At 61.9% G+C, this 26,791-nt stretch carries 25 protein-coding genes; 18 read left to right on the top strand and 7 right to left on the bottom strand.

The window, feature by feature from the left end; genetic code table 11:
• Nucleotides 1-18: 18 nt before the first annotated feature.
• Nucleotides 19-1,329, bottom strand: a complete 1,311-nt coding sequence (locus tag N5J29_RS02755; RefSeq protein ID WP_164150534.1) for a sorbosone dehydrogenase family protein — start codon at nucleotides 1,327-1,329, stop codon at nucleotides 19-21.
• Nucleotides 1,322-1,762, bottom strand: coding sequence for a DUF2231 domain-containing protein (locus N5J29_RS02750; protein WP_053518153.1), 441 nt, complete (start codon nucleotides 1,760-1,762; stop codon nucleotides 1,322-1,324). Before N5J29_RS02750 ends, N5J29_RS02755 begins: the two co-directional genes overlap by 8 nt.
• Before the next feature lie 286 nt (nucleotides 1,763-2,048).
• Here N5J29_RS02750 and N5J29_RS02745 point away from each other — a divergent pair, with 286 nt between their 5' ends.
• The 6 genes from N5J29_RS02745 (at nucleotide 2,049) to N5J29_RS02720 (ending at nucleotide 7,995) form a co-directional block, all read left to right on the top strand.
• The gene (locus tag N5J29_RS02745) at nucleotides 2,049-3,824 is read left to right on the top strand and encodes a S8 family serine peptidase (protein ID WP_065181491.1); all 1,776 of its coding nucleotides are present in this window, start codon (nucleotides 2,049-2,051) and stop codon (nucleotides 3,822-3,824) included.
• Nucleotides 3,824-4,420, top strand: a complete 597-nt coding sequence (locus N5J29_RS02740) for a DNA breaking-rejoining protein (RefSeq protein WP_111187234.1) — start codon at nucleotides 3,824-3,826, stop codon at nucleotides 4,418-4,420. Before N5J29_RS02745 ends, N5J29_RS02740 begins: the two co-directional genes overlap by 1 nt.
• A gap of 180 nt (nucleotides 4,421-4,600) precedes the next feature.
• Nucleotides 4,601-5,425, top strand: coding sequence for an AraC family transcriptional regulator (locus tag N5J29_RS02735; RefSeq protein ID WP_111187233.1), 825 nt, complete (start codon nucleotides 4,601-4,603; stop codon nucleotides 5,423-5,425).
• Nucleotides 5,426-5,455: 30 nt separating this feature from the next.
• Entirely contained in the window at nucleotides 5,456-6,544 is a 1,089-nt protein-coding gene (locus N5J29_RS02730; protein WP_111187232.1) for an alpha/beta fold hydrolase, read from the top strand.
• A gap of 90 nt (nucleotides 6,545-6,634) precedes the next feature.
• Nucleotides 6,635-7,318, top strand: coding sequence for a VOC family protein (locus tag N5J29_RS02725; protein WP_111187231.1), 684 nt, complete (start codon nucleotides 6,635-6,637; stop codon nucleotides 7,316-7,318).
• Nucleotides 7,319-7,377: 59 nt separating this feature from the next.
• Nucleotides 7,378-7,995, top strand: a complete 618-nt coding sequence (locus N5J29_RS02720; RefSeq protein WP_111187230.1) for a YiiX/YebB-like N1pC/P60 family cysteine hydrolase — start codon at nucleotides 7,378-7,380, stop codon at nucleotides 7,993-7,995.
• Nucleotides 7,996-8,047: 52 nt separating this feature from the next.
• Here the strand turns inward: N5J29_RS02720 and N5J29_RS02715 are convergent, their stop codons facing one another.
• The 5 genes from N5J29_RS02715 to N5J29_RS02695 all read right to left on the bottom strand — a co-directional run bounded on the left by N5J29_RS02715 (nucleotide 8,048) and on the right by N5J29_RS02695 (nucleotide 14,593).
• Nucleotides 8,048-8,221, bottom strand: a complete 174-nt coding sequence (locus N5J29_RS02715) for a hypothetical protein (protein ID WP_279924092.1) — start codon at nucleotides 8,219-8,221, stop codon at nucleotides 8,048-8,050.
• Nucleotides 8,222-8,471: 250 nt separating this feature from the next.
• Nucleotides 8,472-9,896, bottom strand: coding sequence for a TIGR00366 family protein (locus N5J29_RS02710; RefSeq protein ID WP_180875604.1), 1,425 nt, complete (start codon nucleotides 9,894-9,896; stop codon nucleotides 8,472-8,474).
• 172 nt (nucleotides 9,897-10,068) lie between these two features.
• Nucleotides 10,069-11,301 carry an alginate lyase family protein gene (locus tag N5J29_RS02705; protein ID WP_164150533.1) on the bottom strand — a complete coding sequence of 411 codons (1,233 nt, stop codon included), beginning with the start codon at nucleotides 11,299-11,301 and terminating at the stop codon, nucleotides 10,069-10,071.
• 68 nt (nucleotides 11,302-11,369) lie between these two features.
• Entirely contained in the window at nucleotides 11,370-12,263 is an 894-nt protein-coding gene (gene ubiA / locus N5J29_RS02700) for a 4-hydroxybenzoate octaprenyltransferase (RefSeq protein WP_053518165.1), read from the bottom strand.
• A 107-nt stretch (nucleotides 12,264-12,370) separates the two neighbouring features.
• The gene (locus tag N5J29_RS02695; protein ID WP_164150563.1) at nucleotides 12,371-14,593 is read right to left on the bottom strand and encodes a polysaccharide biosynthesis tyrosine autokinase; all 2,223 of its coding nucleotides are present in this window, start codon (nucleotides 14,591-14,593) and stop codon (nucleotides 12,371-12,373) included.
• A gap of 680 nt (nucleotides 14,594-15,273) precedes the next feature.
• On the opposite strand from N5J29_RS02695, the gene N5J29_RS02690 reads away from it, so the two are divergent.
• From N5J29_RS02690 to N5J29_RS02635, 12 genes are read left to right on the top strand one after another with little or no spacing between them, the layout of a single operon-like run.
• Nucleotides 15,274-16,440: a nucleotide sugar dehydrogenase gene (locus tag N5J29_RS02690; protein ID WP_111187228.1), complete on the top strand. Its 1,167-nt coding sequence runs from the start codon at nucleotides 15,274-15,276 to the stop codon at nucleotides 16,438-16,440.
• A gap of 32 nt (nucleotides 16,441-16,472) precedes the next feature.
• Entirely contained in the window at nucleotides 16,473-17,456 is a 984-nt protein-coding gene (locus N5J29_RS02685; RefSeq protein WP_164150532.1) for an NAD-dependent epimerase, read from the top strand.
• A gap of 33 nt (nucleotides 17,457-17,489) precedes the next feature.
• Nucleotides 17,490-18,809: a lipopolysaccharide biosynthesis protein gene (locus tag N5J29_RS02680; RefSeq protein WP_164150531.1), complete on the top strand. Its 1,320-nt coding sequence runs from the start codon at nucleotides 17,490-17,492 to the stop codon at nucleotides 18,807-18,809.
• A 5-nt stretch (nucleotides 18,810-18,814) separates the two neighbouring features.
• Nucleotides 18,815-19,327, top strand: a complete 513-nt coding sequence (locus N5J29_RS02675) for a serine acetyltransferase (protein WP_080375288.1) — start codon at nucleotides 18,815-18,817, stop codon at nucleotides 19,325-19,327.
• Entirely contained in the window at nucleotides 19,324-20,583 is a 1,260-nt protein-coding gene (locus N5J29_RS02670) for a UDP-N-acetylglucosamine 1-carboxyvinyltransferase (protein WP_053518172.1), read from the top strand. Before N5J29_RS02675 ends, N5J29_RS02670 begins: the two co-directional genes overlap by 4 nt.
• 2 nt (nucleotides 20,584-20,585) lie before the next feature.
• The gene (gene murB, locus N5J29_RS02665; protein ID WP_197600254.1) at nucleotides 20,586-21,542 is read left to right on the top strand and encodes a UDP-N-acetylmuramate dehydrogenase; all 957 of its coding nucleotides are present in this window, start codon (nucleotides 20,586-20,588) and stop codon (nucleotides 21,540-21,542) included.
• Complete coding sequence (locus tag N5J29_RS02660) at nucleotides 21,542-22,543, top strand: glycosyltransferase (protein WP_080375290.1); 1,002 nt, start codon at nucleotides 21,542-21,544, stop codon at nucleotides 22,541-22,543. Before murB ends, N5J29_RS02660 begins: the two co-directional genes overlap by 1 nt.
• Before the next feature lie 31 nt (nucleotides 22,544-22,574).
• On the top strand, nucleotides 22,575-23,018 hold the full coding sequence (locus N5J29_RS02655) for a hypothetical protein (protein WP_080375291.1): 444 nt from the start codon (nucleotides 22,575-22,577) through the stop codon (nucleotides 23,016-23,018).
• Nucleotides 23,015-23,515 carry a glycosyltransferase gene (locus N5J29_RS02650; protein WP_080375292.1) on the top strand — a complete coding sequence of 167 codons (501 nt, stop codon included), beginning with the start codon at nucleotides 23,015-23,017 and terminating at the stop codon, nucleotides 23,513-23,515. Before N5J29_RS02655 ends, N5J29_RS02650 begins: the two co-directional genes overlap by 4 nt.
• Entirely contained in the window at nucleotides 23,512-24,690 is a 1,179-nt protein-coding gene (locus tag N5J29_RS02645) for an O-antigen ligase family protein (RefSeq protein WP_053518176.1), read from the top strand. The genes N5J29_RS02650 and N5J29_RS02645 overlap by 4 nt, the downstream gene beginning before the upstream one ends.
• Complete coding sequence (locus N5J29_RS02640) at nucleotides 24,687-25,550, top strand: glycosyltransferase family 2 protein (RefSeq protein ID WP_164150530.1); 864 nt, start codon at nucleotides 24,687-24,689, stop codon at nucleotides 25,548-25,550. Before N5J29_RS02645 ends, N5J29_RS02640 begins: the two co-directional genes overlap by 4 nt.
• A gap of 29 nt (nucleotides 25,551-25,579) precedes the next feature.
• Nucleotides 25,580-26,743, top strand: coding sequence for an acyltransferase (locus N5J29_RS02635; protein WP_053518179.1), 1,164 nt, complete (start codon nucleotides 25,580-25,582; stop codon nucleotides 26,741-26,743).
• The last annotated feature ends 48 nt before the right edge of the window (nucleotides 26,744-26,791 follow it).

Genomic DNA, 26,791 nt, shown 5'->3' with positions numbered 1-26,791 from the left:
TGGCGCGACGCTACAGAGCTACCTGGCCGACACACGCCACACCACATCGCCGACGTCGTCGGCCACCAGGAGGGCGCCCTCGCTGTCGATGGCCATGCCCACCGGTGCGCCCCTCAATGTCTTCTCGTCCTCCGAGGCAAAGCCACTGACCACGGTCTGCGGACGTCCCGTCGGCCTGCCATCCTTGAATGGCACATACACCACTTCATAGCCGCTCAGCGGAGAGCGGTCCCAGCTGCCATGTTCGCCGATGAAGGCGCCGCCGTGGTACTTCGCCGGCAGTGCCTGGCCGGTATAGAACAGCAGCCCCAACGGTGCCACGTGCGAACCGATGGCGTAGTCCGGGCGGATCGCTTTGGCCACCAGATCCGGCCGCTGCGGCTGCACACGCTCGTCCACATGCTGGCCGTAGTAGCTGTACGGCCAGCCGTAGAAACCATGTTCCTGTACCGAGGTGAGATAGTCCGGCACCAGATCGGCGCCGATCTCGTCACGTTCGTTCACCACTGCCCACAGCCTGCCGGTGCTGGGTTCCCAGTCCAGGCCGGTGGGGTTGCGCAGGCCGGAGGCATAGATGCGGCTGCCGCTGGTCGCCACGTCCACCTCCAGCACCACCGCGCGCCGGTACTCGATGGCCAGGCCGTTTTCGGTGATGTTGCTGTTGGAGCCCACGCCCACGTACAGCTTGCTGCCATCGCGGCTGGCCAGCAGATCCTTGGTCCAGTGGTGGTTGACGGTGCTGGGGAGGTCGGTGAATTCGCTGCCCTTGTCGGACATGCGCGTTTCGCCGGGCACGTACTGGTACTTCATGATGTTGTCGGTGTTGGCGACGTACAGCGTGTCGCCGATCAGGGCGATGCCGAATGGCGAATGCAGGCCCTCGATGTAGACGTGCTGGGTCCATGTGGCAGTGCCGGGCGCGCGCCGCAGCAGCGTGACCCGGTTGCCTCCCTTGCCGGCCTTGCCCGAGCGCGCCTTCACCTTGCCGGCAATCCATTGCTTGGGGGTGGTGACCGGCTCGGTGCCCGGACCGTTGCCTTCCACCACCAGCACATCGCCATTGGGCAGGGTCAGCAGGCGGCGCGGGTGCTGCAGGTTGGCAGCGATGCGCTCGATCTTCAGTCCGTCGGCCACCGACGGCGCCTGCCCATCGGCCCAGCCCACCCCGCGCGGTACCTGCATGGGCGGCATCAGGTAGTTCTCCGGCGCCGGCAGCGGCGGATGCGCACCGGATTGTTCGCTGGGGTGATATTCGGCTTTGCCGGCACACGCCGACAGGATTGCGGCCAGGGCCAGCCCGCCTGCAGCAGGCACGATGCGATCAACCATGACGGCCTCCTTGCAGCACCGGCGGCTGCAGTGACAACAGGACATGGCCAAGACCGATCAGTGCAACGGTCAGCGCCGACAGGATCGTGCCGGGAACGGCCACCGCATACGCATCACGGCTGTGCACGAAGGCGTTCCAGATGGCCAGGGCGACCGCCACCAGATTGAGCAGGAAATCGAGGCGGTCGATGCGCGTAGCAGTGTTGCCCCGTCGCCAGACGGCGAACAGGTTGATCAGTCGCGGCACGATGGCGATGAGCAGGCCGAACGTGATCAGCCACGCCGCGGATTTGCCCCACATCACCTCGGCAGAGTTGAGGTAGATGGCATCGAAGATGAGGGCGCCGACGAAGAAGCCGAACGGGATCGGGTTCAACAGGCTGAACAGCGTCGTGCCAAGGCCACGATGGGCCTGGGCTAGCGGATTGACCATCGTCCTGCTCCATTGCGGGGAAGTGCACGGGCCTTGGTAACACAGTCGGTGGTGAAGGCGCGCGATGAGCCTTCGGTTCTGCGGCGAGGCCAGGCTCGGCCTTACAACAGGAATACGCAGTCGTCATTACCGCGAGACATAAGTGTTTGTGACGCAATCGGCACATCTGCAGATTGCTGCCGCGAAGAGGTAGGGGGTTCTCGGTTGTGTCGCGTTTGGCTCGTTGCGATGGGGCAATTCCGTCCCGCCGTCCTGCCAGGCCGATTCACAACAGAAGGATTCGTGTATGAAGCGACACACGCACCACTCCGCGCCACCGCGCTCCGCGCGGCTGGCCCTGGCCACTGCCCTGGTACTGGGCAGTTTGGCCGTGACCGCCCAGGCCCAGCAGGCCGATCCGCTGGCCGGCATCCAATGGCATCTGCTCAACACCGGGCAAGCGGTACAGGGCGACACGCGCCCGGTTGCCGGCAATGATCTGAACGTGGATGGGCTGTTCCGCAATGGCATCCGCGGCGAAGGAGTGATAATCGGCATCGTCGACGACGGCCTGCAGATCGCCCACCCGGACCTGGCCGCCAATGTGGCAGCCGTGGCGGGCAAGAACTTTGCCAACAACTCCAACAACCCCTCCCCCTCCGCTCCGGATGTGGACAATCACGGCACCATGGTCGGCGGCATTGCCGGCGCGGTGGGCGCCAACGGCGTGGGCGTGCGCGGCGTCGCCCCGGCGGCCACGCTGAAGGGCTTCAACGTACTGGCCTCCGATGCAAGCGGCAGCCAGACGGCCAACATCGAGTACTCGTGGTGGGACGGCGCCGAGGCCGCCGACGTGCAGGTGTTCAACAACAGCTGGGGCGCAGGCCCGGGCAACCCGAACCTGCCGTTCGCGTTCAGCGAGAACGATATCCGCGCGTACGAGCAGGCGCTGTCCGGCACGCGCGGCGGCAGCGGCGGCATCTACGTGAAGTCCGCCGGCAACAACTTCAACAACGCATCGATCAGCCAGACGCAGGATGTCTGCACCACCGACACCAAGAACCGCGGCACCGGCTGCGTGCCTGCCGGCCGCGACCCCCGCAACAATCTGTTCAATGTGATCACCGTGGGTGCGGTGCGCGCCGACGGCGTGCGTTCGTCCTATTCGTCCACCGGTGCCGCGCTGTGGGTGTCCGCATTCGGTGGCGAGTACGGCTGGCAGCGGCAGGTCGTCCCGGGCCAGCCTGCCGTCCGCTACGATCCGGCCATCGTCACCACCGATGTCACCGGCTGCGCGCAGGGCAGCAACAAGAACACGAGCCTGCGCAACACACTGGACGGCAATCAGTCCGCTGTCGACAGCACCTGCAATTACACCGCCAAGATGAACGGCACTTCGGCCTCGGCGCCGATGGTGTCGGGCGTCGCGGCGCTGGTGCTGGAAACCAATCCGAACCTGACGTACCGCGACGTGAAGTACATCCTGGCCACCACGGCGACCCGCAACCATCCCAACCAGCCTGCCGTGACACTCGCCGATGGACGCACGCTGGTGCCGGGCTGGACCGTCAACGCTGCAAACCGGGCCTACAGCAACTGGTACGGCTTCGGCGTGGTCAACGCGGCGCGCGCGGTGGAGGTCGCAGAGAACTTCCAGTCTCTGGGGCCGTTGGTGGACAGCGGATGGCGCAACACCACGCGCCGGGTCGCCATCGGCAACACCTCCGCTGCGGCAGCGCGGCTGACGGTGCAGCTGGCCAATGTCGCACGCAACGTCGAATCGGTGCAGCTGGGCTTTCGGGTGAATCACAGCAACACCCGCCAGCTGCAGTTCGTGCTGGTTTCACCCAGCGGTACGCGCAGCGTGGTGCAACCGGCGTTCACCTCGATCGGCTCCGGCCTGTCGGGTTCCGTGGCGATCCAGCGCAACTTCACCAGTTGGGACCTGCTGTCCAGCAACGCCTTCCTGGATGAGACCGGCAACGGCACCTGGACCCTGGAAGTGACCGACATGGGGCAGTCCGCGAACGCAGCGTCGCGCGGCAGCCTCGAATTCTTCAAGATCCGCGTTCTGGGGCACTGATGATGAAGACGACAATTCTGCTGACCACCCTCGCCGTCGCGGCGATCTCCTCTACCGCCTGGGCGCAGAGCTCGACCCAGGCCCCCACAGCCCGGAGCCTGTCTGCCGTGGACGCACAGGAACTGAAGGCCAGGGCCACGGGCCGCGCGTTCAACGTGGGCGCGACCCGCTTCCAGCTGGCGCCGTCGGCTACCGTGCAGCAGGCCAAGGGCGGTGAGTTCCGCATCACGCCCTCGACCGACGCACCGGCGCCCGCCACCGGTACCCGCAGCAAGCGCTCCTCCGACGCCAGCAGCACCGGTGCCGCTGCACGTCTGGATGCTGGTGCCGGCAAGTTCGCCGCCGCCGTTTCCAGCGACGGCGCGCCGGTGGTGGCCACCTCCCGGGTAAAGGTCTTCTTCACCGATGCGGCCTCCGCACAGCGCGCGGCAACGGCCACCGGCGGCACCGTGGTGAAGGTGTCCAAGGCCTCCGGCCGTGCGATCGTCGAGTACCCATCGGTGAACGCCGCACTGGACGCGACCACACGACTGCTGTCGACCGCCGGCATCCGCGCCGCCGAGCCCGACGTCGTGCAGTGGGAAGAAACCAAGTAAGGCGGTAAAGCGTTGTGTGGTATCCCCGGCGGGCCGGCTCTCCCGGCCGGCCGGGGACTTTGCCGGAGTCGACCGGCGGCCCGGTTCTCTCCCCATGTCAGCCATCCACTGCGCAAGAACTGCTAAGCGCAGCGGCAGCCGATCCGCTACTGTGCCGGACAGTGCAGCGGGGATGGCGGGATGAGCGCGGCAGGCAAGGCGTTGTGGTACATCGAAACCCATGCGGGCCGTCCGCTGGCGTTGGCCGATATCGCGGCTGCCGCTGGCCTGTCGCCCTTCCATCTGTCGCGTCTGTTCCACGCGCGCACCGGCACGTCGGTGATGCGCTACCTGCGCGGCCGCCGCTTGAGCATGGCGGCGCAGCGGCTGGCCGACGGTGCCGACGAAATCCTGCCGGTGGCGATGGACGCCGGTTATTCCACGCATGCCGCGTTCACCCGTGCCTTCTGCGAGCAGTTCGGGCAGACCCCTGAACGGGTGCGCGAGTCCGGCACTGCGGATCTGGACCTGGTGCAGGCGGCGCGCGTGGACGACATTCCCACCGCCTGCAGCGTGGCACCGCGCCTGCTCGACACGCCTTCGTTCCAGGTGGCCGGAATCGGCATGCGCCACACCCGCCACAGCAGTGGCGCCATCCCTGGCCAATGGGCGCAGCTCAACCGGGAGTGGCCCAAACCCGCACCGGTCAGTTTTGGTGTATGCCACGACAGCGATGACGACGGCGGATTCACCTACTTGGCCGCATTGCCCAGCGCCGCGCTGACCTCGATTCCAGCACATTGGCAGCGCCTGCAGATTCCCGCGCGCCGCTATCTGGTGGCCTGGCATGACGGCCACATCTCGTCCATCCGCGCCACCTGGTTCTGGTTGCTGGATCACTATCTGCCCACCTCCGGATTGAGTCTTGCCGCGGCGCCGGACCTGGAACGCTACGACGCCCGCTTCGACGAGCACAGCGGCAATGGCGGTGTGGAGATCTGGCTGCCCGTGGACCCCCACCCCTGATGAATGCAACACACTGAAAGGAGTCGTGCGATGCGCTTGATGCACCTGCTGCTGGGCCTGGTCCTGATTGCCCCCGCGTCGCTCGCCGGCGTCCCCGGCAGTGGCCTGGCCGGCGAACACCAGGCGGTGACCACCGTGGCCAGCGCTGCGGTACGCGACGCGCAGCAGCGCGATACGCTTCGCTACACCGTCTGGTATCCGGCTATGGCGGGCAGCAGCGAAGTGCCACTGCGTATCGGTCCGCCCGATGCACCGTTGTTCGTGGTGGGCCAGGCGGCGCCGGAGGCCGCCATTGCCGGTGGCCGCCTGCCGACCTTGCTGCTCTCGCATGGCAACGGCGGCAGCGCCCGCATGATGGGCTGGCTGGGCACCGCGTTGGCGCGCGCTGGTTATCTGGTGATCGCCGTCGACCATCCCGGCAACAACGGCGTGGATGAATTGACCCTGCAGGGCAGCATGCTGAGCTGGCTGCGTGCGGATGATCTGCGCGCCGCATTGGCCGCCGTGCAGGCCGATCCCAAGCTGGGGCCGCACGTGGATGCGCAGCGGATCGGTGTAATGGGCTTCTCGGCCGGAGGCTACACGGCCCTGCTGGCGGCGGGGGCGCGACCGGACCTGCGGCGGTTGCGTGATTTCTGCGAAGCCCATCCGGATGACGGTGTGTGCCAGCCCCAGAGCGAGGCGCCGTCGCACACCCTGGAGGCTCGCAAGGCCGCGGCGGCGGCGGCGGATCTGGCGCCGTGGATGGCCCACGCCGATGATGCCCGCCCGGTCCCGGGTGTGCGCGCCGTGTTCCTGATGGCACCGGCGATCATGCAGGCGTTCCCGCCCCAGCAGTTGCAGGCGCTGCGGCAACCGGTGTCGATCATCCAGGGCGCGGCGGACACGGTCGCTCCTGCAGCCACCAACGCGGAGGTCGCCAAGGCGTCCATCACGGAGGCGAGACTGGATGTCCTGCCCGGGGTCGGCCACTACGACTTCCTGTCCGAATGCACGCCGCTGGGCCAGCAGCGACTGCCCGCCCTGTGCAGCAGCCAGACGCCAAGAGCGCAGACGCATGCACGCACCGTGGCGGAGGCGCAGCGGTTCTTCGAGGCCGCCCTGAAGCCGCGACCATAGCGCTTCGCGACGCCCGGTTGCACGGATGAAGACGCCGCGCGAAGACCCGTGCCGCTACACTGTCAGCGCACGCATCGAGGCGGAGAGACCATGCGTCTGTTGCATCTCACCCTGCCGGTATCCGACGTCACCGGGGTGGCGGCCTATTTCCGCGATGTGTTGCAGCTGCCGGTCAGCGGCAACCGCATCCGCATCGGCTGGAGCACGATCGAGCTGCGGCTGGCCGATGACGTCGCGGTCGGCGGCGTGCACCTGGCCTTCAACGTGCCGGACAACCGTTTCGCGGCCGCCATGACCTGGCTGCGCGAGCGTACGCCGCTGCAGCGCAACCCGGCAGGACTGGACTACTTCGCGCTGGAAAGCAGCTGGCAATCGCAGTCTGTGTACTTCACCGGCCCGGATGGACTGATCCTGGAGCTGATCGGCCGGCGCCGGCTTCCGTGCAGTCCGCAGGAGGGCGCCTTCCATGGCAGTGAGATGACCTGCCTGAGCGAAGTCGGTCTGCCCAGCCACGATGTCGATTCGGTGCGCCTGCAGGCCGCCGGGCGCTTCGGCCTGCAACCGATCAGCGCGCCCTCGGCCCAGTTCGCACCGATGGGCGATGACGAAGGCCTGCTGATCGTCGTTGCCGCCGACCGGCGCTGGTTCCCCGAACAGAAGGACCTGCCCAACGCACGGGGATTGCAGGTGCTGATGGGAGATGTACCCGCGGGCGAGCTGCGGGATGCGGAATTGGGCTGGGAGGTACGCGCCGTACCGCATCGGCGGGGCTGAACGGGCCGTGTGCCGTGCAGGAACCTACAATGGCGCTCCCTCCCGTTGCCGGACCCTCCATGCGCCGCATCCTGCTGTTCTTCGCCCTGTTGTTGCCCGCTGCCGCGGCGACGGCCGTGGATCTCCAGGAGGGCGACCTGCTGTTCGTCACCGCAGGGCAAAGTGGCCTGAGCGCTGCCATCGATGACGCGACCGGTACGCAGGCTCATCCCGGTTTCGATCATGTGGGTCTGGTGGCCGCCACGACGCAGGGCTGGGAAGTGCTGCATGCGGACGAGAAGGGCTCGCGCCGGCAGACGTTGGCTACGTTCCAGCAGGAGGCGCGCGCCCGGCTGCGGCAGATCGTGGTCTACCGCCTGCGCGCACCGCACAACGCTGCCATCGGCGACGCCGTCGCCACCGCGCGTACCCTGCTTGGAAGGCCCTACAACGCCTCCTACGTGCCGAACGATGACAGCTACTACTGCTCGGACTTCATCGAACGTGCCTTCCGTGCCCACCATGTATTCGCGCTGCAGCCGATGAACTTCCGCAATCCGCAGACCGGGAAGATCGCCCGGCATTGGATCGACCTCTACCGCAGCATGGGCATGGACGTACCGCAGGGCGTACCGGGTACCAATCCCAACGACATGTCGGCGGCGCCCGTGCTGGAGCGGATCGGCACACTGGAATGAGAAGCCCCGCACAAGGCGGGGCTTCAGGCGATGCTGGACAGGGACGCGAGGGTCACTCTTCCTCGTCCTGCCCGCCCTGCTGCTGGTTGCGCTGGCCGCGCTGCTGCTGGTCCTGCTGCTGTTGCTGCTGCTGATCGCGACCGCGCCCCTGCTGATCCTGCTGATCCTGCTGATCCTGCTGCTTCTGGTTCTGCTGGTTCTGCTGGTTCTGATTGTGCTGGCCCATTGCGGTATCTCCAGTGCCACTCGCGGAATGCGGTGGTTGCGGCCATCGTCTGCAGCGGTGGGTTAACCATGCGTTGTGACGCAGCTACAGAAATGTGCATGCGCGTGAATGAACCGGCGTGACCCCTTGTGCCGCAAGCGGCCGAAGGATTCATTCGGGATCGGCATGTGCTCATGCCCGCAGAGGCTGTGGCCCATTCAGCGGCGCCCGCCCGGCCCGGCCGCGCAGCGGGCGCAGCGGGCGCAGCACCTCATGGCATCACAGGCGGCACGTAATCCAGCGTCATGCCCAGCAACCACAGCAGGCCCAGCACCAGCGGGATGTGCACCAGCAGCTGGATGAAGGTGAAGCCGACGATGTCGCGGGCTTTCAGGCCCAGCACGCCCAGCAGCGGCAGCATCCAGAACGGATTGATCAGGTTCGGCAGCGCTTCGGCGGCGTTGTACACCTGCACGGCCCAGCCCAGGTGCGCCTTCAGTTCGTTCGCCGCCTGCATCACGTACGGTGCTTCGATGATCCACTTGCCGCCGCCGGAGGGAACGAAGAAGCCCAGGACCGCCGAGTACACGCCCATCACCAGAGCGAACGTATCGGTGCTGGCGATGTGCACGAACAGACTGGACAGCCGGTGCGCCAGCGTCTGCCCATCGGCGCCGGCCGCGTGGGTGAGGATCATCGCGATGCCGCCATACAGCGGGAACTGGATCAGCACACCGGTCGTGCTGGGCACCGCCTTGGCCACCGCGTTGAGGAAGCTGCGCGGGCGCCAGTGCAGCAGCAGGCCGAGCGAGATGAACAGGAAGTTGTAGGTATTGAGGTTGGCGATCGCGGTCACCACCGGCTTGTTGGCGAACTCGTTGAACAGCCATCCGAAGGCCAGCAACGAGAGCAGCACGGTCAGCAGCGGGCTGTATTCGAGCCATTCGCCGGGGCGCGTGCGGCGCTGCAGCGGCTCAGGCTCGGCCTGCGCCGCACCGGGAAACGATTCAGCGGTGCGCGCACTGCCAGTCGCCGGCGCGGTCAACCAGGCAATCAGCAGTGACACCAGGATCAACGCCGCGGTCAGCACGATCGACTGCCACAGGAAGATGGTTTCAGTGAAGGGCAGTACGCCGGTGATCTCCACCAGCCCCGGCGGCATGCTGGCCGGGTTCGCCTGCAGCTGCGCAGCCGAAGAACTCAGGCCCATCGCCCAGACCGCGCCCAGGCCGAGGTAGGCGGAGGCACCTGCGGCGCGGTAGTCCATGCGCAGATCGGTCCGGCGCGCCAATGCACGCACCAGCAGACCGCCGAACACCAGCGAGAAGCCCCAGCTGAGCAGCGAAGCCAGCATGCTGACCAGGCCTACATAGACCACTGCACCGCGCCCCGTGCGCGGCACCCGCGCCAGCAGTTCGATGAAGCGCGCCACCACAGGCGCAGTGGCCACGGCATAACCGCCGATCACCACGAAGGCCATCTGCATGGTGAACGGAATCAGGCTCCAGAAGCCATCGCCAAAGGCACTGGCCGTGGTCTGCGGCGTGGAACCGAAGCCGATGGCTGCCAGGGCGACGATGACCACGCCCAGCACCGCGAACACGTAGGCATCAGGGAACCACTTTTCCGCCCAGGAGGCGGAGCGCAGCGCTGCGCGCGCCATCCAGCCATCCTGCACTGCTGCCGTCGAGGCCATCACCTACCCTCCCAGGTTCGATGGCTCGATTCTCGGCCTCGCGGCGGGGGCTGTCAGTCGCCTATTGGTCGTAGGAGGGCCGCCCTATCGTGCAGGAGGGCTCTGACATGATCCTGCCCATCATGGCCGCTCAGGACTAAAGCCACAGAAGGCTGGGATAATAGCGGAGGCATCAATCCTCTACAGAATCATTATTTTCAACCACTCGCGACCTGGCGGCGCGCACCTCGCTACCATGGGTCATTGATTCCCAAAGAAAGTGTTTTGTCCCTGCCGAGGGCGCCTCATCTCGCAACCATCGTTGAGTATTAGGCATGGGCAGACCCATGCGTCCGTGCAGTTGGGCGAAGCCAATTTCAAGCGTTCCATCAAGATTGGACTTCAACTTTCCTCCGCACAGCCAAGCAGGAACCTGCTGGCCTGATCCATATTCAGTAACAAATTCCAGCGCTGCACCAAGGCGTTCCCTGCCAGAGGCATATAGCGTACCGCCTTGGATACGATCTGTCTCAGCCGCATTCAAATATGCCGCCAAGCCGAATGCAGTGTGGCGCAGGTCACGGCACATTTCTTGAACCATTCCGGATTTGAATACCTTCTGGCCATACCACGCCTGCCGCACCGGCCGACCACAACCGGGCATCTGCCTTGGAATCGCACCATCACTGCGGAGATAGATATAAGCCGGAAGTTGCGCGTTCCAGTCTGCGACGGCACGCTGGTATATGTCTCGACGATCTGTGTAGACACCAATGGACATCCTGGCATCAATTGCACTGGCCTGCCAGTTTCCATTCATACAGGCACCCATGCGATCAATATCAGGAAGATATTGTGCGAGCAGCCAACCGCCGAAATAACGGGAGTCTTTTTCCAACCAACCGCTGCCGGAATACCTGATTATTTCTGCCGCACGTGTCCACAACTGTGCTGCCCATGCTGCCTGCAACGGAGCATTGCTACCTTGATGCCCTCCAGTCAAAGTCGCGGACCAAGCATCCATGATCCTGATCGCATTGCGAGCCCGCCGATTGTCTCGCTCGTAGATCCATAGCAACGCTTGGGTATATGCAGCTTGCGCATCACGAACCTCGGCCTTGCAGCCAATGTCCGGCTTGGAGTGCGGACCGCAGACTACTGCAGCCACCGGCGAAGGATCGTAATTGAGTGCAGAAAGAGGAGAAGCCTTCATATCGGAAAGCATCCTCAACTTCTCCGCGTCGCCTGCCATCAGTGACCTGCGCGTTGTCTCAAGGCCGGCGTGGTCATTAAGAATCCCTGGATGCCGGAATTCAGCTGCTACTGCTGATCCCGGGAGGGTGAGCAGGGCAATGCCGGGTATGAGCACCAGCACAGAAAACCGGCCCATGAAGCCATTCCAGAATGGAGAGAAATGTTCTTTCATGGCAAGTAGGTTACCGGACGATGTCTATGCCTCAGTGATCATGCAACGCTCGTCTCAGCGTAGCAAGCTCATCTCAATCCCAGATCCAGCGCGACACCGGCAAACAGCGCCGCGCCGACCCAGTTGTTGTGCAGGAATGCCTTGAAGCATGGCCCCCGCTCGCGGTTGCGGCAGATCCAGAATTCGTACATCACCAGCGCCGCAGCCACCGCCAGGCCGGCCAGGTACCAGCTCCCCAGGCCGGCGCGCACACCGACCAGCGCCATGGTCGCCAGGAACAGAGCGTAGAGCACCCCTTGTATCACCAGATCCAGATCCCCGAACAGGATCGCCGTGGAGCGCGAGCCCATCTTCAGGTCGTCCTCGCGGTCGACCATGGCGTACCAGGTGTCATACGCGGTCGACCAGAGGATGTTGCCGGCGTACAGCAGCCAGCCAAGCAGCGGCACTTCGCCCTGCACCGCGGCGAATGCCATGGGAATACCCCAGCCGAACGACATGCCCAGATAGACCTGCGGCAGGTGCGTATAGCGCTTCAGGTAGGGATAGCTGGCGGCGAGGAACACGCCGATGAAGCTCATGCCGATGGTCAGCCCGTTCAGGGTCAGCACCAGCCCGAATGCCACCAGCATCAGTACCGCGAACAGCACCAGCGCGGCACGGCCGCTGATCGCCCCCGTCGCCAACGGACGGGCCTTGGTGCGCTCCACATGCGGGTCGAGCCAGCGATCGGCGTAGTCATTGATGACACACCCCGCCGAGCGGGTCAGCCAGACACCTGCGGTGAACACGAACAGGGTCCACAGCGGCGGCATGCCGCCTGCCGCCAGCCACAGCGCCCACCAGGTGGGCCACAGCAGCAGCAACGTGCCGATCGGACGATCCGCGCGCATCAGACTCCAGTAATGCCGCCAGCGCGGCGTCGCCGGCGAATGCGGCGAAGTGAGGGGGGTATCGGCCATGGGGATAGGATACTCCTGCGCTGAAGGGACAGCGACGCGGGCCTGGAAAAGACGAAGCCCGATGCGCCTGCGCGCACCGGGCTCCGGTGTCCTGCCCCGCGAGAAGATCAAGCCTTGTCGTCAGACTTGTACTCGTAGTAGCCATAGCTGTAATAGCCCGTGGCGCGCTTCTCGACCGCATTGAAAATCGCACCCTTGATCTGCACGCCGTTCTGCTCGAAACGCTGCAGGGTCAGTTCGATTTCCTTGGCCTGATTCACGCCGAAACGGGTGACCAGCAGACTCGAGCCAGCGTGGGTGGCGACCAGCGCCGGGTCGGTCACCGCCAGGATCGGCGGCGTATCGACGATCACCAGATCGTACTTGCCTGACATGTCCTGAAGCAGCTGCGCAAAGCGCGGGTGCATAAGCAACTCGGCCGGGTTCGGCGGAATATCGCCGCGCACCATGTAGTGCATGTTGTCCAGACCAGCCACCGGATGAATCACGTCGTCGACGTTGAGCTTGCCGCCCAGCACGTCCGACAGGCCCTTCTGGTGAGACACACCCAGGATCTTGTGCAGGGTGCCCTTGCGCATGTCCGCGTCAATGACCAGCACGCGCTGGCCCGCTTGTGCGATCACGGCCGCCAAATTGGCAGAAACGAACGTCTTGCCAACGCCAGGGCGGGGACCCGAGATGGTCAGGATGTTGTTCTTCGCTTCCAACATGGCGAAGTGAAGGCTTGTACGCAGGCTGCGTAGTGCCTCCACGGTCGGATCAGCCGGCGCGGAGACGGCCAGCAGGTGCTGGCGGCCATCGGCGACCACGCGCGTGCCGTGCTTGCCCTTGCGCAGCTTGAGCAGGGTGTTGGACACACTGAGCGGAATGGCCGCATAGACCGGCAGGCCCAGGGCCTCGATGTCGGCCGGGTCTTCGATGCCCGGGTTCAACATGCGCTGGAGGAAGACGAATGCTGCTGAGAGAAAGGCGCCGAGCAGAGTCGCGATAAGCACGATCAACTTCTTCTGCGGCTTGACCGGGTTGGCGGTGTCCACCATCGCAGGATCAACAATCCGCACATTGCCGACAGCTCCGGCACGAGCAACATCCAATTGCTGCGACTGGTTCAACAATGCCGTGTACAGCTCATTGCTAACCTGAAGGTCACGCGTCAGGCGCAGCAGCTCTTGCTGGGTGTCCGGCAGCTGGCCGACCTGACGTTGGAAACCTGCCTTCCGTCCTTCCAGGTCACCAATCTGCTTCATGAGCGCGCGGTACGCTGGGTGCTCCCGGGTGAAGCTGCGATCCATTTCAGCTTGCTTCAGTCGCAGCTGTTGGATTGCCCCCTCCACCGCGACTTCCTGCTCCAACAATCCCTTGGTCTGCAAAGTGATATCAACGGCATTTGAGCGAGACTGATACGCGCTCATGGCCGCTTGCGCCTGCTCAACCTGACGCCTGATCGTAGGCAGCTGATCTCGCACGAACTGCAGCTGCGAAGCCGCCTCAGCGGAGCTGCGCTCGACGTTCTGGCGCACGTAAGCTTCCGCAACGTTCTGAACTACACCTTGCGCACGGATGGCATTCTGATCTTCGTATGTAAGCAGCAGAATTCCAGAATCCTTGCCCTGTTCGGTCGCCTTGATGCCTTCTTGCAGACGATTGACGACGTCCAGTCGGCGAAGCTTCAAAACGTCGAAACGCATCCCCGGGTTCGCACGGAGGCTCTCGACTTCGATGGAAATCCCATGTCCTTGGGCAAGCTCTCCCACCTTCCCGTGGAGCAGCTCGGTTCCGTCCGGGTCAAGCAGCCTGTACTGGCCAGAAGCCTCCAAGGCCTCCACGACAAAGCCAGCACCGACCATGGCTGGTGGAACCTGGAATCTATGGATCTTGAGCTCTTCACCTCCCCAACCATAGCTGGAGAGCCCCATCCAAGGGGCCGCAACCAGGTTTGGAGCATCAGGCTTGTAACGGCGTGCGATGAAGCCACCAATCAGCGGAAAGCGCGAAGCTTCGATCACCGTGTCAAGTTGAAGGCTATCGACTGCACTACCAATCACGGTACGAGAAGTCAGCAACGCGACTTCGGTAGTCGCCGCAGATGTGCCGCCGCCAAGCGCCCCGAGATCGGACAACCCCGGGATGGCCGGGGCCTTTGTCTCGACTTGCACCATTGCCTGCGCCTGAAAAACTGGAGGTGCCAACAGCGCGTAGGCGACACCTACAGCAAAGAACAGAGCTGTAGTTCCGAGGATCAGCCACTTCCGGTCGATGAGCACACCCACCAATTCGCGCAAGTCTATCTCGTCGTCCTTGACCACTCGGGATTCCGCTTTTCTCGTCATCGCATCCACTTTGTTTTTTGGAACAGCCATACCGGATGGCGCTGCTAGGCCAGCCAAGGCCCTGCTGCCGGCAAACTGTCGGCACCGCGCACTCTACTCTACGGCACTGACAGGCACCGCTGACCAATGCACCTCAGCCCAGCCTGACAGTCTAACGCATCGAGGGAACGGGAGGGCCAAAGGAACGAGAAGCACCCTCGCAAAAGACAGGCCACGATTCAAATGAATGAAATCCACTCTCGTTCAGGATTGAAAACGAGCCTCGAATTGCTAAGATGGAATCAGGGGGAAGCACGCATGCAAGACCCATACCAACTCTGGTACATAGCCAAGCCCCCCAGATAGAGCCCATGTTGACAGACACCCCTGAATGGGCCACCCCCTTCAACCTCGCCGGTCAGTCTCGGCCAGATGGCAGGCGTCTGCTCAGCCGCTGCTGCGCAAAGCCCTGGCAACGCGCGCATGGATACCGGATGAACTGGCAATTTCAGGTTGGCGGCATCGCCGGTCCCGTGTAGTAGCATCCCCTACGCCCTGCAAGGCTGGCCCCCACACGTCGGACTTGCGGCGCGGGCAATCGCCCACGCCTGCGCGATTGCAGGCACATCGTTCGCGAATCAGTAGCGTTCGATCTTTCGCTCAGAACCAGTCTTGTGCGCTGTACCAAAAGGATTTTGCGAATGAAAATTGCCGTGGCCGGAACGGGTTATGTTGGCCTCTCCAATGCAGTTCTGCTGGCCCAGAACCACGAAGTGGTCGCCTTGGATATTGACGCGAAGCGAGTTGCGCTCATCAATCATCGCAAGGCTCCAATCGAGGACAGGGAAATCGAAGATTTTCTGGCCCACAAGTCCCTGCAGCTCAGTGCCACGCTGGATCCTCGCGAGGCCTATGCGGGAGCTTCGTTTGTAATCATTGCAACGCCAACCGACTACGATCCCCAATCGAACTATTTCAACACAAGCTCGGTCGAGTCGGTGATCCGCGATGTTGTGTCGATCAATCCCGATGCCGTGATGATCATCAAATCTACCGTGCCGGTCGGATGTACCGCGGAGCTTCGCGAGCGTTTTGGCACGGAGAACATTATATTCTCGCCTGAATTTCTGCGTGAAGGGCGTGCTCTTTACGACAACCTGCACCCGAGCCGGATCATTGTCGGCGAGCGCTCCAAGCGCGCGGAAACATTCGCCGAGCTCCTGAAGGAAGGCGCTGTCAGCAAGGATTCTCCCGTCCTGTTCACTGACTCCACCGAAGCTGAAGCCATAAAACTCTTCGCCAACACCTACTTGGCGATGCGTGTGGCCTACTTCAATGAGTTGGACACCTATGCCTGTACCCACGGTCTGGATACGCGCCAGATCATCGACGGCGTGAGCCTGGATCCGCGCATCGGCTCACACTACAACAACCCTTCCTTCGGTTACGGGGGCTACTGCCTGCCCAAGGATACCAAGCAGTTGCTGGCCAACTATAGCGACGTGCCGCAGAACTTGATCCACGCTATTGTGGAATCAAATCGCACGCGCAAGGACTTCATCGCCGATACCATCATCGCAGGCAAGCCGAAGGTCGTGGGCGTCTATCGCTTGGTAATGAAGTCCGGTTCGGATAACTTCCGCGCCTCGGCCATCCAAGGCGTGATGAAGCGCATCAAGGCCAAGGGCATCGAAGTGATTGTCTATGAGCCGGTGCTCGACGCATCCGACTTCTACCGATCGCGCGTAGTGAACGACCTCGCTGCATTTAAAGCGGAGGCCGACATAATCGTGGCGAACCGTTTGTCCGACGAGTTGCGCGATGTGGCCGGCAAGGTCTACACCCGCGACCTGTTCGGCTCCGACTGATAATAACTTCCGGCCCTCACGGTAAGTCCTGCATGAAAATTCTTGTCACCGGTGCAGCCGGCTTCATCGGCTTTCATTCCTCGATGCGGCTGCTCGATAGCGGTCACGAAATCGTAGGCATCGACAACCTTAACGATTACTACGACGTGCGCCTGAAGGAAGCGCGCCTGGCGCAGCTCGACGGGCGTCACGCTTTCTCCTTCATTCGCCTGGATCTGTCCGATCGCGAAGGCATGGCCGCACTGTTCAACGACCACAGCTTTGACGCGGTGCTGCATCTGGGTGCACAGGCTGGCGTCCGATATTCCATCGATAATCCGTTCGCCTATGTGGACAGCAACCTGACCGGTACTTTGACCGTGCTTGAAGGCTGCCGCCGCCACGGCGTGAAGCACTTGGTCTACGCGTCTTCGTCATCGGTATATGGTGCAAACACCAAGCAACCATTCTCGACTGAAGATCGCGTCGATGCGCCGATCTCTCTGTACGCAGCGACCAAGAGGGCCGACGAGCTGATGTGCCAGACGTACGCGCACTTGTATCGTTTCCCGATTACCGGCCTCCGCTTCTTCACGGTCTACGGGCCTTGGGGTCGCCCGGACATGGCGTATTTCAAGTTTGCCAATGCTATCACCAGCGGCAGTTCCATCGATGTGTACAACCATGGTGACATGAAGCGCGACTTCACCTACATCGACGATATCGTCGATGGCATACAGACGCTGGTTGAAGGCGCTCCCTTGCCGGCCGACGATGAAACACCGCACCGCGTCTACAATCTTGGGAACAACAACCCGGAACAGTTGCTGGAAATGATCTCGCTGCTGGAGGCAGCACTGGGCCGTCAAGCACGGAAGAACTTGCTGCCCATGCAGCCGGGTGACGTGCTAGCCACTTATGCCGATATACGGCATAGCACCCAGGACTTCAGCTTCGTACCAAAGACCGATCTGGCTACCGGCCTGAAGCGATTTGCCGCATGGTATCGCCAGTTCTACCCAGAGCGCACCTCGTAAGACCGGGGCCCGCTCATGCAATCAGCAATCACCATGAAATTCTCACGGATACGCCAACGGCTTTTCGGCGGTGAATCTGGCGGCGTCGTGCGTGGAATGCTGACGCTGGCGCTTGGCACGGGGACGGCACGACTAGTCAGTATTGCGACCATCCCGCTGCTGACCCGCATCTACAGCCCGGACGACTACGGGGTGTTGGCGGTCTATAGCGCATTGGTGGCAGTGATTGCCCCCATGTTGACACTCCGCTACGTGCTCGCCGTGCCACTGCCCCGTTCCGATCGCATGGCAGCCAACCTGATGGTGCTGTCGGGCCTGTTGATGTTGATCATGGCTGCGCTGATAGCGCTGCTGTTCTGGGCCTTCGGCGACATTGTACTGGGCTGGATGTCCATGGACGTGCTGGCACCTTGGTGGTGGCTGGTGATTCTGGGTGCCATCGCAGTGGCCGTGTACGAGGGCCTGAGTCTGTGGGCAACGCGCCGTCGCTCCTACAAGGCAATTTCCCAGACCAAGGTCGTGCAATCAGTAATGGGCGTACTGGTCAAGATTGGCTTGGGCCTGGCGGGGCTCAAACCATTTGGCTTGCTGTTCGGGCATCTGGTAGAACAAAGTGGCGGCATCAGTTCATTCACGCTGCGCTTCCGGAAAGACTTTCAGGGAAATGTCCATCGCGTGAGCCGCGATGCAATGCTCTTGCTGGCCCGCTATTACCGTGGCTTTCCGGCATTTCGTCTACCTTCGCAATTCCTGTTGGCGTTCTCTACACAAGCACCGGCAATGTTCGCCGCGGCACTGTTCGGTGCCGGCGCTACGGGCCAGCTTGGTCTGGCGCTGATGGCTCTGGCCATTCCCGGCAACCTGATTGGCCAGTCAGTAGGCCAAGCATTCTATGGTGAGATAGCACGCCTTCCGAAGGGGTCGGAAGTTCGCATCAAAGTCCTTGCCTACTCAGTGCAGAAAAAGCTGTTCTTGGTCGGCCTGCCGCTCACCCTGGCCCTGATGCTGCTGGGCGAGCCGCTTTTCCATATGGCATTCGGTGAGCGGTGGACCGAAGCCGGCATGTATGCCTCGATTCTGGCACCCTTCGTCCTACTGCAGTTGACGTCTGCACCACTGGTGCAGATCCTCAACATCTATAACGCACAGGGTGCATTTCTTTCGATCAATGTAGTGCGTGCCATTGGCCTACTAGTCATCTACCAAACCTGCCTCTGGTTGACACTTTCGCCCAAGGAATTCGTATACGTACTGAGCGCATTCTTGTTCGCGTTCTACCTGCTCATTACTCTGTATATCCTGCACGTGGTCAACCGCGCGGCCGCGGCAGCCCGCCGTGACGGGCGCAGCTGAGACCTATGAAGAATCCTTTTCGCCTTATTGAATTGTTGTGGCTCGGCGGAGCCAAGCCACGTGTACGCTGGCACCTCCGGGCGCTCATTCACGCACGCATGCGCGGCAACACGCTACTGGGCCGTTATGTGGAAGGCCGACTGGCGCGCAAGCACGGCTTGTTCATCTCGCACAAAGCAACGTTTCCGGTCTCGCTCGATCTAAAGCACCCTACCGGCGTAGTAATCGGTGAAGGGGTGGTGATCGGCGAGAACGTGAAGATCTTCCAGAACGTAACCCTCGGTGGTGCGCGCAGCGGCGACTGGCGATCAAAAAGTTACCCCGTTATCGGTGATGACACCACGATCTTCGCCGGAGCAGTGGTGATCGGCCGTATCACCGTAGGGCGGAATTGCATCATCGGCGCGAACGCGGTCGTCACCCGGGACGTCCCCGACAACGCTACCGCTGTCGGCATCCCCGCACGCATCATCCAGAAAGACTCCACAGAATCCTCATCCGAGCACACGAACCCATGAGCAACGCCGCTGTCCTGCATGTCAGAAAGTCCCGCCTCGAAGGCCGCGTTTCGCTGGCCGGCGCCAAGAATTCCGCATTGCGTCTGCTGGCAGCCAGCATCCTGACCCGAGATACTCTGGAACTGCGGAATTACCCAGCAGGGCTGCTGGACACTCAGGTGCATGTGGACATGCTGCGCGCATTGGGCAAATCCGCTGAATTGCTGGGTACTGATTCAATCCGGATTACCGAAAGCGAGTCGCTGGCCAGCCAGCTGAAATGGGAAGGCCGTTCGATCCGAAACACCCTGCTGATCCTGGGTGCGCTGACCGCACGTCTGGGTGCAGGGAGCGTTCCGCTGCCCGGTGGCTGCAAACTGGGCGAGCGCAAGTACGACCTCCACGTCATGTTGCTGGAACGCTTGGGCGCGCGTGTCTGGGAGGATGACGCATATTTGTATGCCGAAGCGCCCAATGGTCTGGTCGGGGCGGATATCCACCTGCCGATGCGCTCCACCGGGGCGACCGAGAATGCAATCCTGGCCGGCACCCTGGCCAAGGGCACCACGCGAGTGTGGAATCCGCATATCCGCCCGGAGATCCTCGACCTGATCGCAATGCTCAATTCCATGGGCGCTTGCATCACCGTGTTTGGCCAAGAGCACATCGAGATTCAAGGCGTTGATGCCCTTCATGGAACCGAGCACCGCGTGATCGCCGACAACATGGAGGCAATCACCTGGCTGTCTGCAGCGGTGATCACCGGCGGCGACATCGAAATCGCTGATTTTCCTTATGCCGACCTGGAAGTGGTGCTGGCGCACCTGAGGTCTGCTGGCGCGCGCCTGTATGTCGGCGATGATTCGCTGATCGTGCGTGGTGGCGCCTGCTATCCGATCGAGATCAGTACCGGACCGCATCCGGGCATCAATTCAGACGTTCAGCCAATCCTGGCTGCGTGGGGCGCCAGGGCCCGGGGTGAATCGCGCATCGTTGACCTGCGCTTCCCCGGTCGTTATGGCTACGCAGAAGAGATGGCGAAGATGGGCGTGAAGTACAACGTGGACGGTGACATGCTGCGAATCCATGGCCAAGGTGGCGTGCTGCACGGCGCCGTCGTACGTGCGCTGGACCTGCGTGCAGGGGCGGCACTGACCCTGTGTGGTCTGACGGCTGAGGGCGAGACTATCGTCACCGATGCCTGGCAGATCTCCCGCGGCTATGTCGACTTCGCCGAAAAGCTGCGTGCCATGGGTGCGGACGTTCGATGGGGCTGAACTTGGACAAGGTCAAGCTGGGCGGCATCGCCTCCGAGCTGGCACGCCTGTTCCCGGGAGCGGTACAGCGCGATGTCCCATTGGCCATCATCAGCCGCTGGCGGATTGGCGGTACTGCCGACGTTATGATTGCGCCCCGCAGCATTGAAGAACTGGCCCGTCTGCGTGGCTGGCTCGCTACGCGAGGCGTGCCATCGGTGGTGATCGGAGCGACCACCAACCTGCTGTTCGCCGACGAAGGCCTGCGTGCGGTTGCGATCCGGATTGGCCCCGAATTCTCTTCGCTGGCCATCAAGAAGAACCACCTCCGTGCCGATGCCGGTGTTTGGGTGCCAGGCTTGGCCCGTCGCGCGATGGCAGCAGGCCTGGGTGGCATCGAGCACACCTGTGGAATTCCGGGAACGCTTGGAGGCCTCATATGCATGAACGGAGGTAGCCAGCGTAAAGGTATTGGCACGCATGTTGTTTCGGTAATTTCAGTGGATGCAACTGGTCAGCTGATCGAGCGCAACAGAGATGAATGTGGATTTGCATACCGCACCTCGGTGTTCCAGACCCGACATGAAGTGATCGCCCAGGTGGAACTGGAGCTGGAGGCAGGCGTGGACCGCGCTGCGCGCAGGCGCGAGATGCTGGACATCATGCGCAGCCGGCGTATGAAGTTCCCGCAAAAACTACCCAACTGCGGCTCCGTATTTGTCAGCAATCCGGCGATGTACGAGCAATATGGACCGCCTGGAAAGGTCATCGAAGATCAGGGCCTGAAGGGTCGTGCCATAGGTGGTGCCTACGTCGCACCGGAACATGCCAACTTCATCATCAACGGCGGCAATGCCACGGCAGCCGACGTGCTGGCGCTGATCGCGCTGGTGAAGAACTCCGTGGCGCATGCGACCGGCTATTCGATGGCCGTTGAAGCGCGTTACGTTACGCCATCTGGTTCCATCGAGGAGATCTGATGGAACGCCCACCATTGATTTCCATCGTTTGTGCCTGGTACAACCGGCCCGACTACCTCAAGGACACGCTCGACAGCCTGTTGGCACAGACTGCTGCTTCCTTTGAAATTGTATTGGTCAATGATGGCAGCAAGGACCCGCGGGTACGGGATATTCTTGCGACCTACAACGATCCACGGTTGGTGGTCATACACCAGGAAAATGCTGGTTTTGTGGCCGCCATCCGCAACGCGATCACCTTGTCGCGCGGCCGCTACATCGCCATACAGGGAGCAGGCGACATATCCGAACCCGAACGTATTGCACTGCAGGCCAAGGCCATGGATGCCGATCCACGACTAGGCGTGGTCGGCTGCTTGCGCCGCCACGAATCGGTCAGTGCCGGTACAATCACGACGCTCGGTGTCCATGGAAAGCCTGGGGCGGCTCTCCTGGACGACTTCCTGGAAGGAGGCAATCCCTTCAGCCATGGTGAGGTCATGATCCGTCGCGAAGCCTATGACCAGGTCGGAGGCTACCGACCCTTCTTTATGTTTGCACAGGACCGCGACTTATGGATTCGCATTGCTGGCGCTGGTTGGAACATGTCCAATCTGGCCGAAGTACTGTACGTACGGCGTAACTTCGCCGGCGACGGCGTATCCACCAACAAGTCCAAACTTTACCTACAACAGGCGTTCTCCACGTTCGCCCGGCAATGCCATTATGATCGCGTCCGCGACGGGCATGATGCGATCGACCTGTATGGGGTGTCGGCCGGGCTATTCCGCCGTCCGCATCCTGGGCTCGCCCATGCAGCCGCAAAGATTGCCATCCAGTCGCTGTACGCGGGCGAGATGGACGATGCCTGCCTGTACGCCAAGCGGGCCCAGAATGAAAAGAGGACTCTGTTCACCATGGCAACCCGGCTAGCCGTGAATGCATCAGTCGCGCTGCCCGTCGTCCGCCGCCTGCTCATCCGCGTGATCGGCAAGCGCGCGGGCTGGGAAGCGTTGAGCTGAGCCCCCTTTACGTGAAACATTCAAGATCATCATGAAGATTCTGGCTGTCGCCTCTGCAGGCGGACATTGGGTACAACTACTCCGGCTCACGCCTGCATTCGAGGGAGCTGAGGTAGTGTTCATGACAACCCAGGAGCCCGCGCCGCATGCGATCGGCAATCATCGCTGCCATACGGTTATCGATGCCAATTTCAGCCGTAAGATCAAGCTGGGCATGATGTCCCTGCAGGTGCTGCGAGTACTTCTACGTGAGCGTCCGCAGGTAGTGATATCCACTGGGGCCGCGCCTGGTTTTGTTGCTGTGGTGATAGGCAAAATACTAGGGGCACGCACTATTTGGATAGACAGCATCGCCAATGCCGAAGAGCTTTCCTTGGCTGGACGGAAGGTCGCCCGGTGGGCCGACCATTGGCTGACGCAATGGCCGGAACTAGCTAGCGAAGATGGGCCACGCTATTTGGGAGCCGTGCTGTGATCTTCCTTACCACCGGCACGCAGCTGCCTTTCGACCGCCTAGTGAGTATCGTCGATGCTTGGGCCGCACGCTCCGGGATCCAAGGCTTCGCGCAGATTGGTACATCGTCTTATATACCGACCACCTTGAAACACCAGCGTTTTATCAGCCAAGCAAACTTTGAAGAGCGCATCAGGGCCTGCTCCTGCATCATTTCCCATGCGGGAATGGGCACCATCATCTCTGCGCTGACCTATGGCAAACCCGCCATTCTGATGCCACGCCGCTTCGCATTGGGCGAACATCGCAATGACCACCAGCTGGCTACGGCCCGCAAGCTTGCCGACCGTCCGTTCCTGCGATTCATTCAGGGGGCCGATGAACTCGATGCGGCCTATCATGAGCTAGTATCCAGCGCCCCCCTCGGCGAAGTGTTGCCCCCTCATGCCGATGCCCGGTTCATCAATGGCCTGCGCGACCTGATTTTCGGTAATGATAGTGGAGTTGACACGCCATGAACCGTAGCTTGTCCGGCACATTCGCCGCCGCCCCACCCAGCGCCAAAGGTCTGCGCATGGGACACGTGGGTGGCATGCTGCTGGTTCTCGTGGCAGCCACCTTGCACAACTCGCTAGGCATTCTGGCTGCCATAGTGTTCGCGGCGGCCAACGGCAGCCTGCTGCGGCGACGACTCAATGTTGGCTGGTTTTCCGGCGCCTTCTACCTGATCGCCGCCTATGTGCTCGTCCGCGCCTTGTTCCCCTCCTTGGTGCCCTTCCTGGCACAGTCACAGGAAGCAGTGCGCTTCGTCGCATTCGCGATCTTCGCTTATGCGCTACATCGCCTACGGGTGCAGGAAATTGCACTTACATTGATGCTTTTCCTCGCCTTCCTACTGTTGCCGTTCGCGCTTGATCTGGCAACGGGCGCTTTTCTATCAGGTGACTACCGTTACCGTTCATTGATGCCGCATGCGAACCACTTGGGTTATGTGTGTGCAACGGTGCTGATCACTTTCTTGTATCTGCACTTCAGCCGGCTATACAGCCCACGTGGCCTTTACGTCTTCCTGGCCGCAGCTCTTGGCATGCTGGTGGCATCCAAGAGCTCGGGCGCACTGTTCGTATTCATGGCCGGCGTGCTGATGATTTTCCTTAGCTTCCGCTTCAGCGTTACGCGTTTGGTATATGCAGCGATGGCTGTAGTGGCTGTAGTGATGGCACTTCAGACTCCCCTTGGCCAATACGCGCTCGAAAAGATCACAGTGTCCGATCTTGACCTGATCGTCGAGAAGGCCCGCAGCCACCAGTTCGGTAACCAAGGCTCCTCTTTCGCATGGCGCATGTCCTATTGGATCGCCATGATTGAAGCGCAGTTTGATAGCGGCTCGGCCATCGTGTTGTTTGGTCAGGGCGGTGGCTCAACCGGTGATGGCAACCGTGTATTTGACTTCATTTCCAAGGATCCGCATTCGGACTTCGTCCGTCTCTTCATCGAGTATGGCGTCGTCGGGAGCCTGTTGATCCTCGCCTTGCTCGCTCGCGGCTGCATGAAGGCAGGCCCAGTGGCTCTGGCCATGGTCATCCTGTTCGGCCCGATGCTGACCGGCAACAGCATCATCTCCCCACCAGTGATGTTCCCGATTCTGATGAACCTATTCCTGCTCAAATCACTGACCGAGGCCCAGAAATGACCCGCCGCATCTTCCTGAGCACTCCACTACGCAACGAGATAGACAATATCCCTGACTTGTATGCAGCTGTGGCCGCACAGGATACCGCCATTGCCATGTGGGTCATCGTGGAAAACGGATCCACAGACGGTTCACGCGAACTGCTGCAGACGCTGGCCAAGCCCGCCAACGTCGAGCAACTCATCGTGCTCAATGAAGACACCGAATCCGGTGAGTACGCACTCGGTCAGAAGTACGCCCGCATCGTGTCACGTGGTTTCGACGAAATCCGCGGCAGCGTGGAATTGGGAAATGAGGATCTCATCGGCATTCTTGATGCGGACAGCTTTCCGGAGCCGGACTACTATCGTCTACTAATCGAAGCTTTTGATCGCAACCCCAAGTTGGGCATAGCCAGCGGAATCAGTCGTGATACTGGAACCGACAGGCGTTCTATGCACGCTGCTGACTGGGTGCGGGGCAGCTGCCGTCTTTGGCGCGGTGCGTGCATGGTTCAGTCCGGTTACATCATAGGCCCATCGGCTGATACGTTATCGCTGGCACGCGCCGAGATCGATGGCTGGGAAGCTCGTGTCGTAAAGGAGGCCACTTTTGAAGCCCGTGAAGTCGGCGCCCGTTCCAAGCAGCGCTATTACGGCGGTTCGGCCCACTTCCGCGGCAACACATTGACGTATGCGCTAGTACGCTTTGGCAAGTTTGTCATGCATGGTCGCTTCGCCGATGCCCGTGATTACCTAGGCGGTTACTGGAGCGCCCGCGCAAGCGGTTCCCCGCAAATCGACGACTCCGAAATCCGCGCATATTTCCATGGATACCTATCCCGGAAGCTCAAGCAGCGGTTGGGCCTAACGGCACACTGAGCACCTACTCCGCAGGCGGACATCTGGAAATGCAGAAGAATTACTACCCATTGGTTGATATGTCGCGCTTCTTCGCGGCCATGCTGGTCCTGATCTACCATTTGGGGTATTCCACTTGGCAACCGCGCAGCAACGGGTACTTCATTCACGAAGGTCTTTACAGCATCCCGCAGATGTCGTGGGCATGGTTTGGCTATATTGGTGTTCAGATCTTCTTCGTGATCTCCGGCTTCGTAATTACCCACTCGGCGGCCAAGGCATCACTGCACCAGTTCGTGATCGGTCGCATCACCCGTCTGTATCCGACGCTATGGATCTGCGCGACGATCACCTTGCTGGTGTGTATCGCCGGAGACCTGTACTCCGGTAGCGAACTGCTACGTCGTTACGTTGGCTCGCTGCTACTGTTGCCGAAGGCCCCATGGATGGAGGGTGTGTACTGGACGCTGGTACTGGAGATCATCTTCTACGCCTTGGTTGGCCTAATGATTCTCAGTCGACGCATCCACCGCATCGACCTGCTTGCTATTTTCCTAACGCTGTACAGCGGCTCGGCCATTATCGTCGCCAGTCTGTTCCACGCCACTGACATCGACTGGTTGTCGTCGTTGATCGGTCTTGCGCGCGGCAAGCGTCAGCTGCTGGCCTGGCATGGCGTGTTCTTCGCCATGGGCATCTACTTCTACCTGGCATCCGTCGGCCGTCTGCGGGCCATCAATGCGCTCTTCGCCATTGCCACGCTGGTGCTGTGCTGCCTCCAGATCTACGTAGGTGCCGCCCTGCCACGCGCCGAGGCGTTGGCGGAGATCGGTCAGGAGGAAATGGCCATGCGGCTACCCTGGATACCTATCGCGGCCTTCCTGGTGTTCACCGCCGTGATCCCATTGTCAATCCGCTATGGCGCGCGCATCGGACAGCACGTGTCGGTTCGGATGGCCTCTCTGCTACGTTTGCTGGGCCTGATGTCCTATCCCATCTACCTGCTGCACTTTACGCTGGGTCTGGTGATGATGCGCTTGCTGGTGACCCAGGGAGCCTCGCCGATGCTGGCGCTAGGGGTGGCTTGCATGCTGGTTCTAGTGTTGTCTTGGGCCATCGCACGCTTCGTAGAGCCGGATTTCCAGCGCTGGACCAGGGCCCAGTTGACCCGCCTGCATCAAGCGATCTTCGCCCGCGGTGCCGCCATCTCCTGAGCCTCGCAGCCGCCCTCCCCATCCAGGCCAGCAAGGTGGGAAGATTTA

It is taken from the genome of Stenotrophomonas sp. GD03680, from assembly GCF_029844625.1.
Taxonomy (GTDB): Bacteria; Pseudomonadota; Gammaproteobacteria; order Xanthomonadales; family Xanthomonadaceae; genus Stenotrophomonas; species Stenotrophomonas maltophilia_P.
The sequence above is the reverse complement of the archived record's forward strand: the minus strand, read 5'-3'. Positions and strand labels throughout refer to the sequence as shown.

Coding starts and splice junctions, on each gene's coding strand:
- ubiA (WP_053518165.1), bottom strand. CDS start 12,263: ATGGCCGATACCCCCCTCACTTCGCCGCATTCGCCGGCGACGCCGCGC.
- N5J29_RS02670 (WP_053518172.1), top strand. CDS start 19,324: ATGAGCAACGCCGCTGTCCTGCATGTCAGAAAGTCCCGCCTCGAAGGC.
- N5J29_RS02695 (WP_164150563.1), bottom strand. CDS start 14,593: ATGACGAGAAAAGCGGAATCCCGAGTGGTCAAGGACGACGAGATAGAC.
- N5J29_RS02710 (WP_180875604.1), bottom strand. CDS start 9,896: ATGGCCTCGACGGCAGCAGTGCAGGATGGCTGGATGGCGCGCGCAGCG.
- N5J29_RS02705 (WP_164150533.1), bottom strand. CDS start 11,301: ATGAAAGAACATTTCTCTCCATTCTGGAATGGCTTCATGGGCCGGTTT.
- N5J29_RS02655 (WP_080375291.1), top strand. CDS start 22,575: ATGAAGATTCTGGCTGTCGCCTCTGCAGGCGGACATTGGGTACAACTA.
- N5J29_RS02750 (WP_053518153.1), bottom strand. CDS start 1,762: ATGGTCAATCCGCTAGCCCAGGCCCATCGTGGCCTTGGCACGACGCTG.
- N5J29_RS02735 (WP_111187233.1), top strand. CDS start 4,601: ATGAGCGCGGCAGGCAAGGCGTTGTGGTACATCGAAACCCATGCGGGC.
- N5J29_RS02690 (WP_111187228.1), top strand. CDS start 15,274: ATGAAAATTGCCGTGGCCGGAACGGGTTATGTTGGCCTCTCCAATGCA.
- N5J29_RS02640 (WP_164150530.1), top strand. CDS start 24,687: ATGACCCGCCGCATCTTCCTGAGCACTCCACTACGCAACGAGATAGAC.
- N5J29_RS02645 (WP_053518176.1), top strand. CDS start 23,512: ATGAACCGTAGCTTGTCCGGCACATTCGCCGCCGCCCCACCCAGCGCC.
- N5J29_RS02755 (WP_164150534.1), bottom strand. CDS start 1,329: ATGGTTGATCGCATCGTGCCTGCTGCAGGCGGGCTGGCCCTGGCCGCA.
- N5J29_RS02685 (WP_164150532.1), top strand. CDS start 16,473: ATGAAAATTCTTGTCACCGGTGCAGCCGGCTTCATCGGCTTTCATTCC.
- N5J29_RS02740 (WP_111187234.1), top strand. CDS start 3,824: ATGATGAAGACGACAATTCTGCTGACCACCCTCGCCGTCGCGGCGATC.
- N5J29_RS02720 (WP_111187230.1), top strand. CDS start 7,378: ATGCGCCGCATCCTGCTGTTCTTCGCCCTGTTGTTGCCCGCTGCCGCG.
- N5J29_RS02725 (WP_111187231.1), top strand. CDS start 6,635: ATGCGTCTGTTGCATCTCACCCTGCCGGTATCCGACGTCACCGGGGTG.
- N5J29_RS02745 (WP_065181491.1), top strand. CDS start 2,049: ATGAAGCGACACACGCACCACTCCGCGCCACCGCGCTCCGCGCGGCTG.
- N5J29_RS02680 (WP_164150531.1), top strand. CDS start 17,490: ATGAAATTCTCACGGATACGCCAACGGCTTTTCGGCGGTGAATCTGGC.
- N5J29_RS02660 (WP_080375290.1), top strand. CDS start 21,542: ATGGAACGCCCACCATTGATTTCCATCGTTTGTGCCTGGTACAACCGG.
- N5J29_RS02715 (WP_279924092.1), bottom strand. CDS start 8,221: ATGGGCCAGCACAATCAGAACCAGCAGAACCAGCAGAACCAGAAGCAG.
- N5J29_RS02675 (WP_080375288.1), top strand. CDS start 18,815: ATGAAGAATCCTTTTCGCCTTATTGAATTGTTGTGGCTCGGCGGAGCC.
- N5J29_RS02635 (WP_053518179.1), top strand. CDS start 25,580: ATGCAGAAGAATTACTACCCATTGGTTGATATGTCGCGCTTCTTCGCG.
- N5J29_RS02730 (WP_111187232.1), top strand. CDS start 5,456: ATGCGCTTGATGCACCTGCTGCTGGGCCTGGTCCTGATTGCCCCCGCG.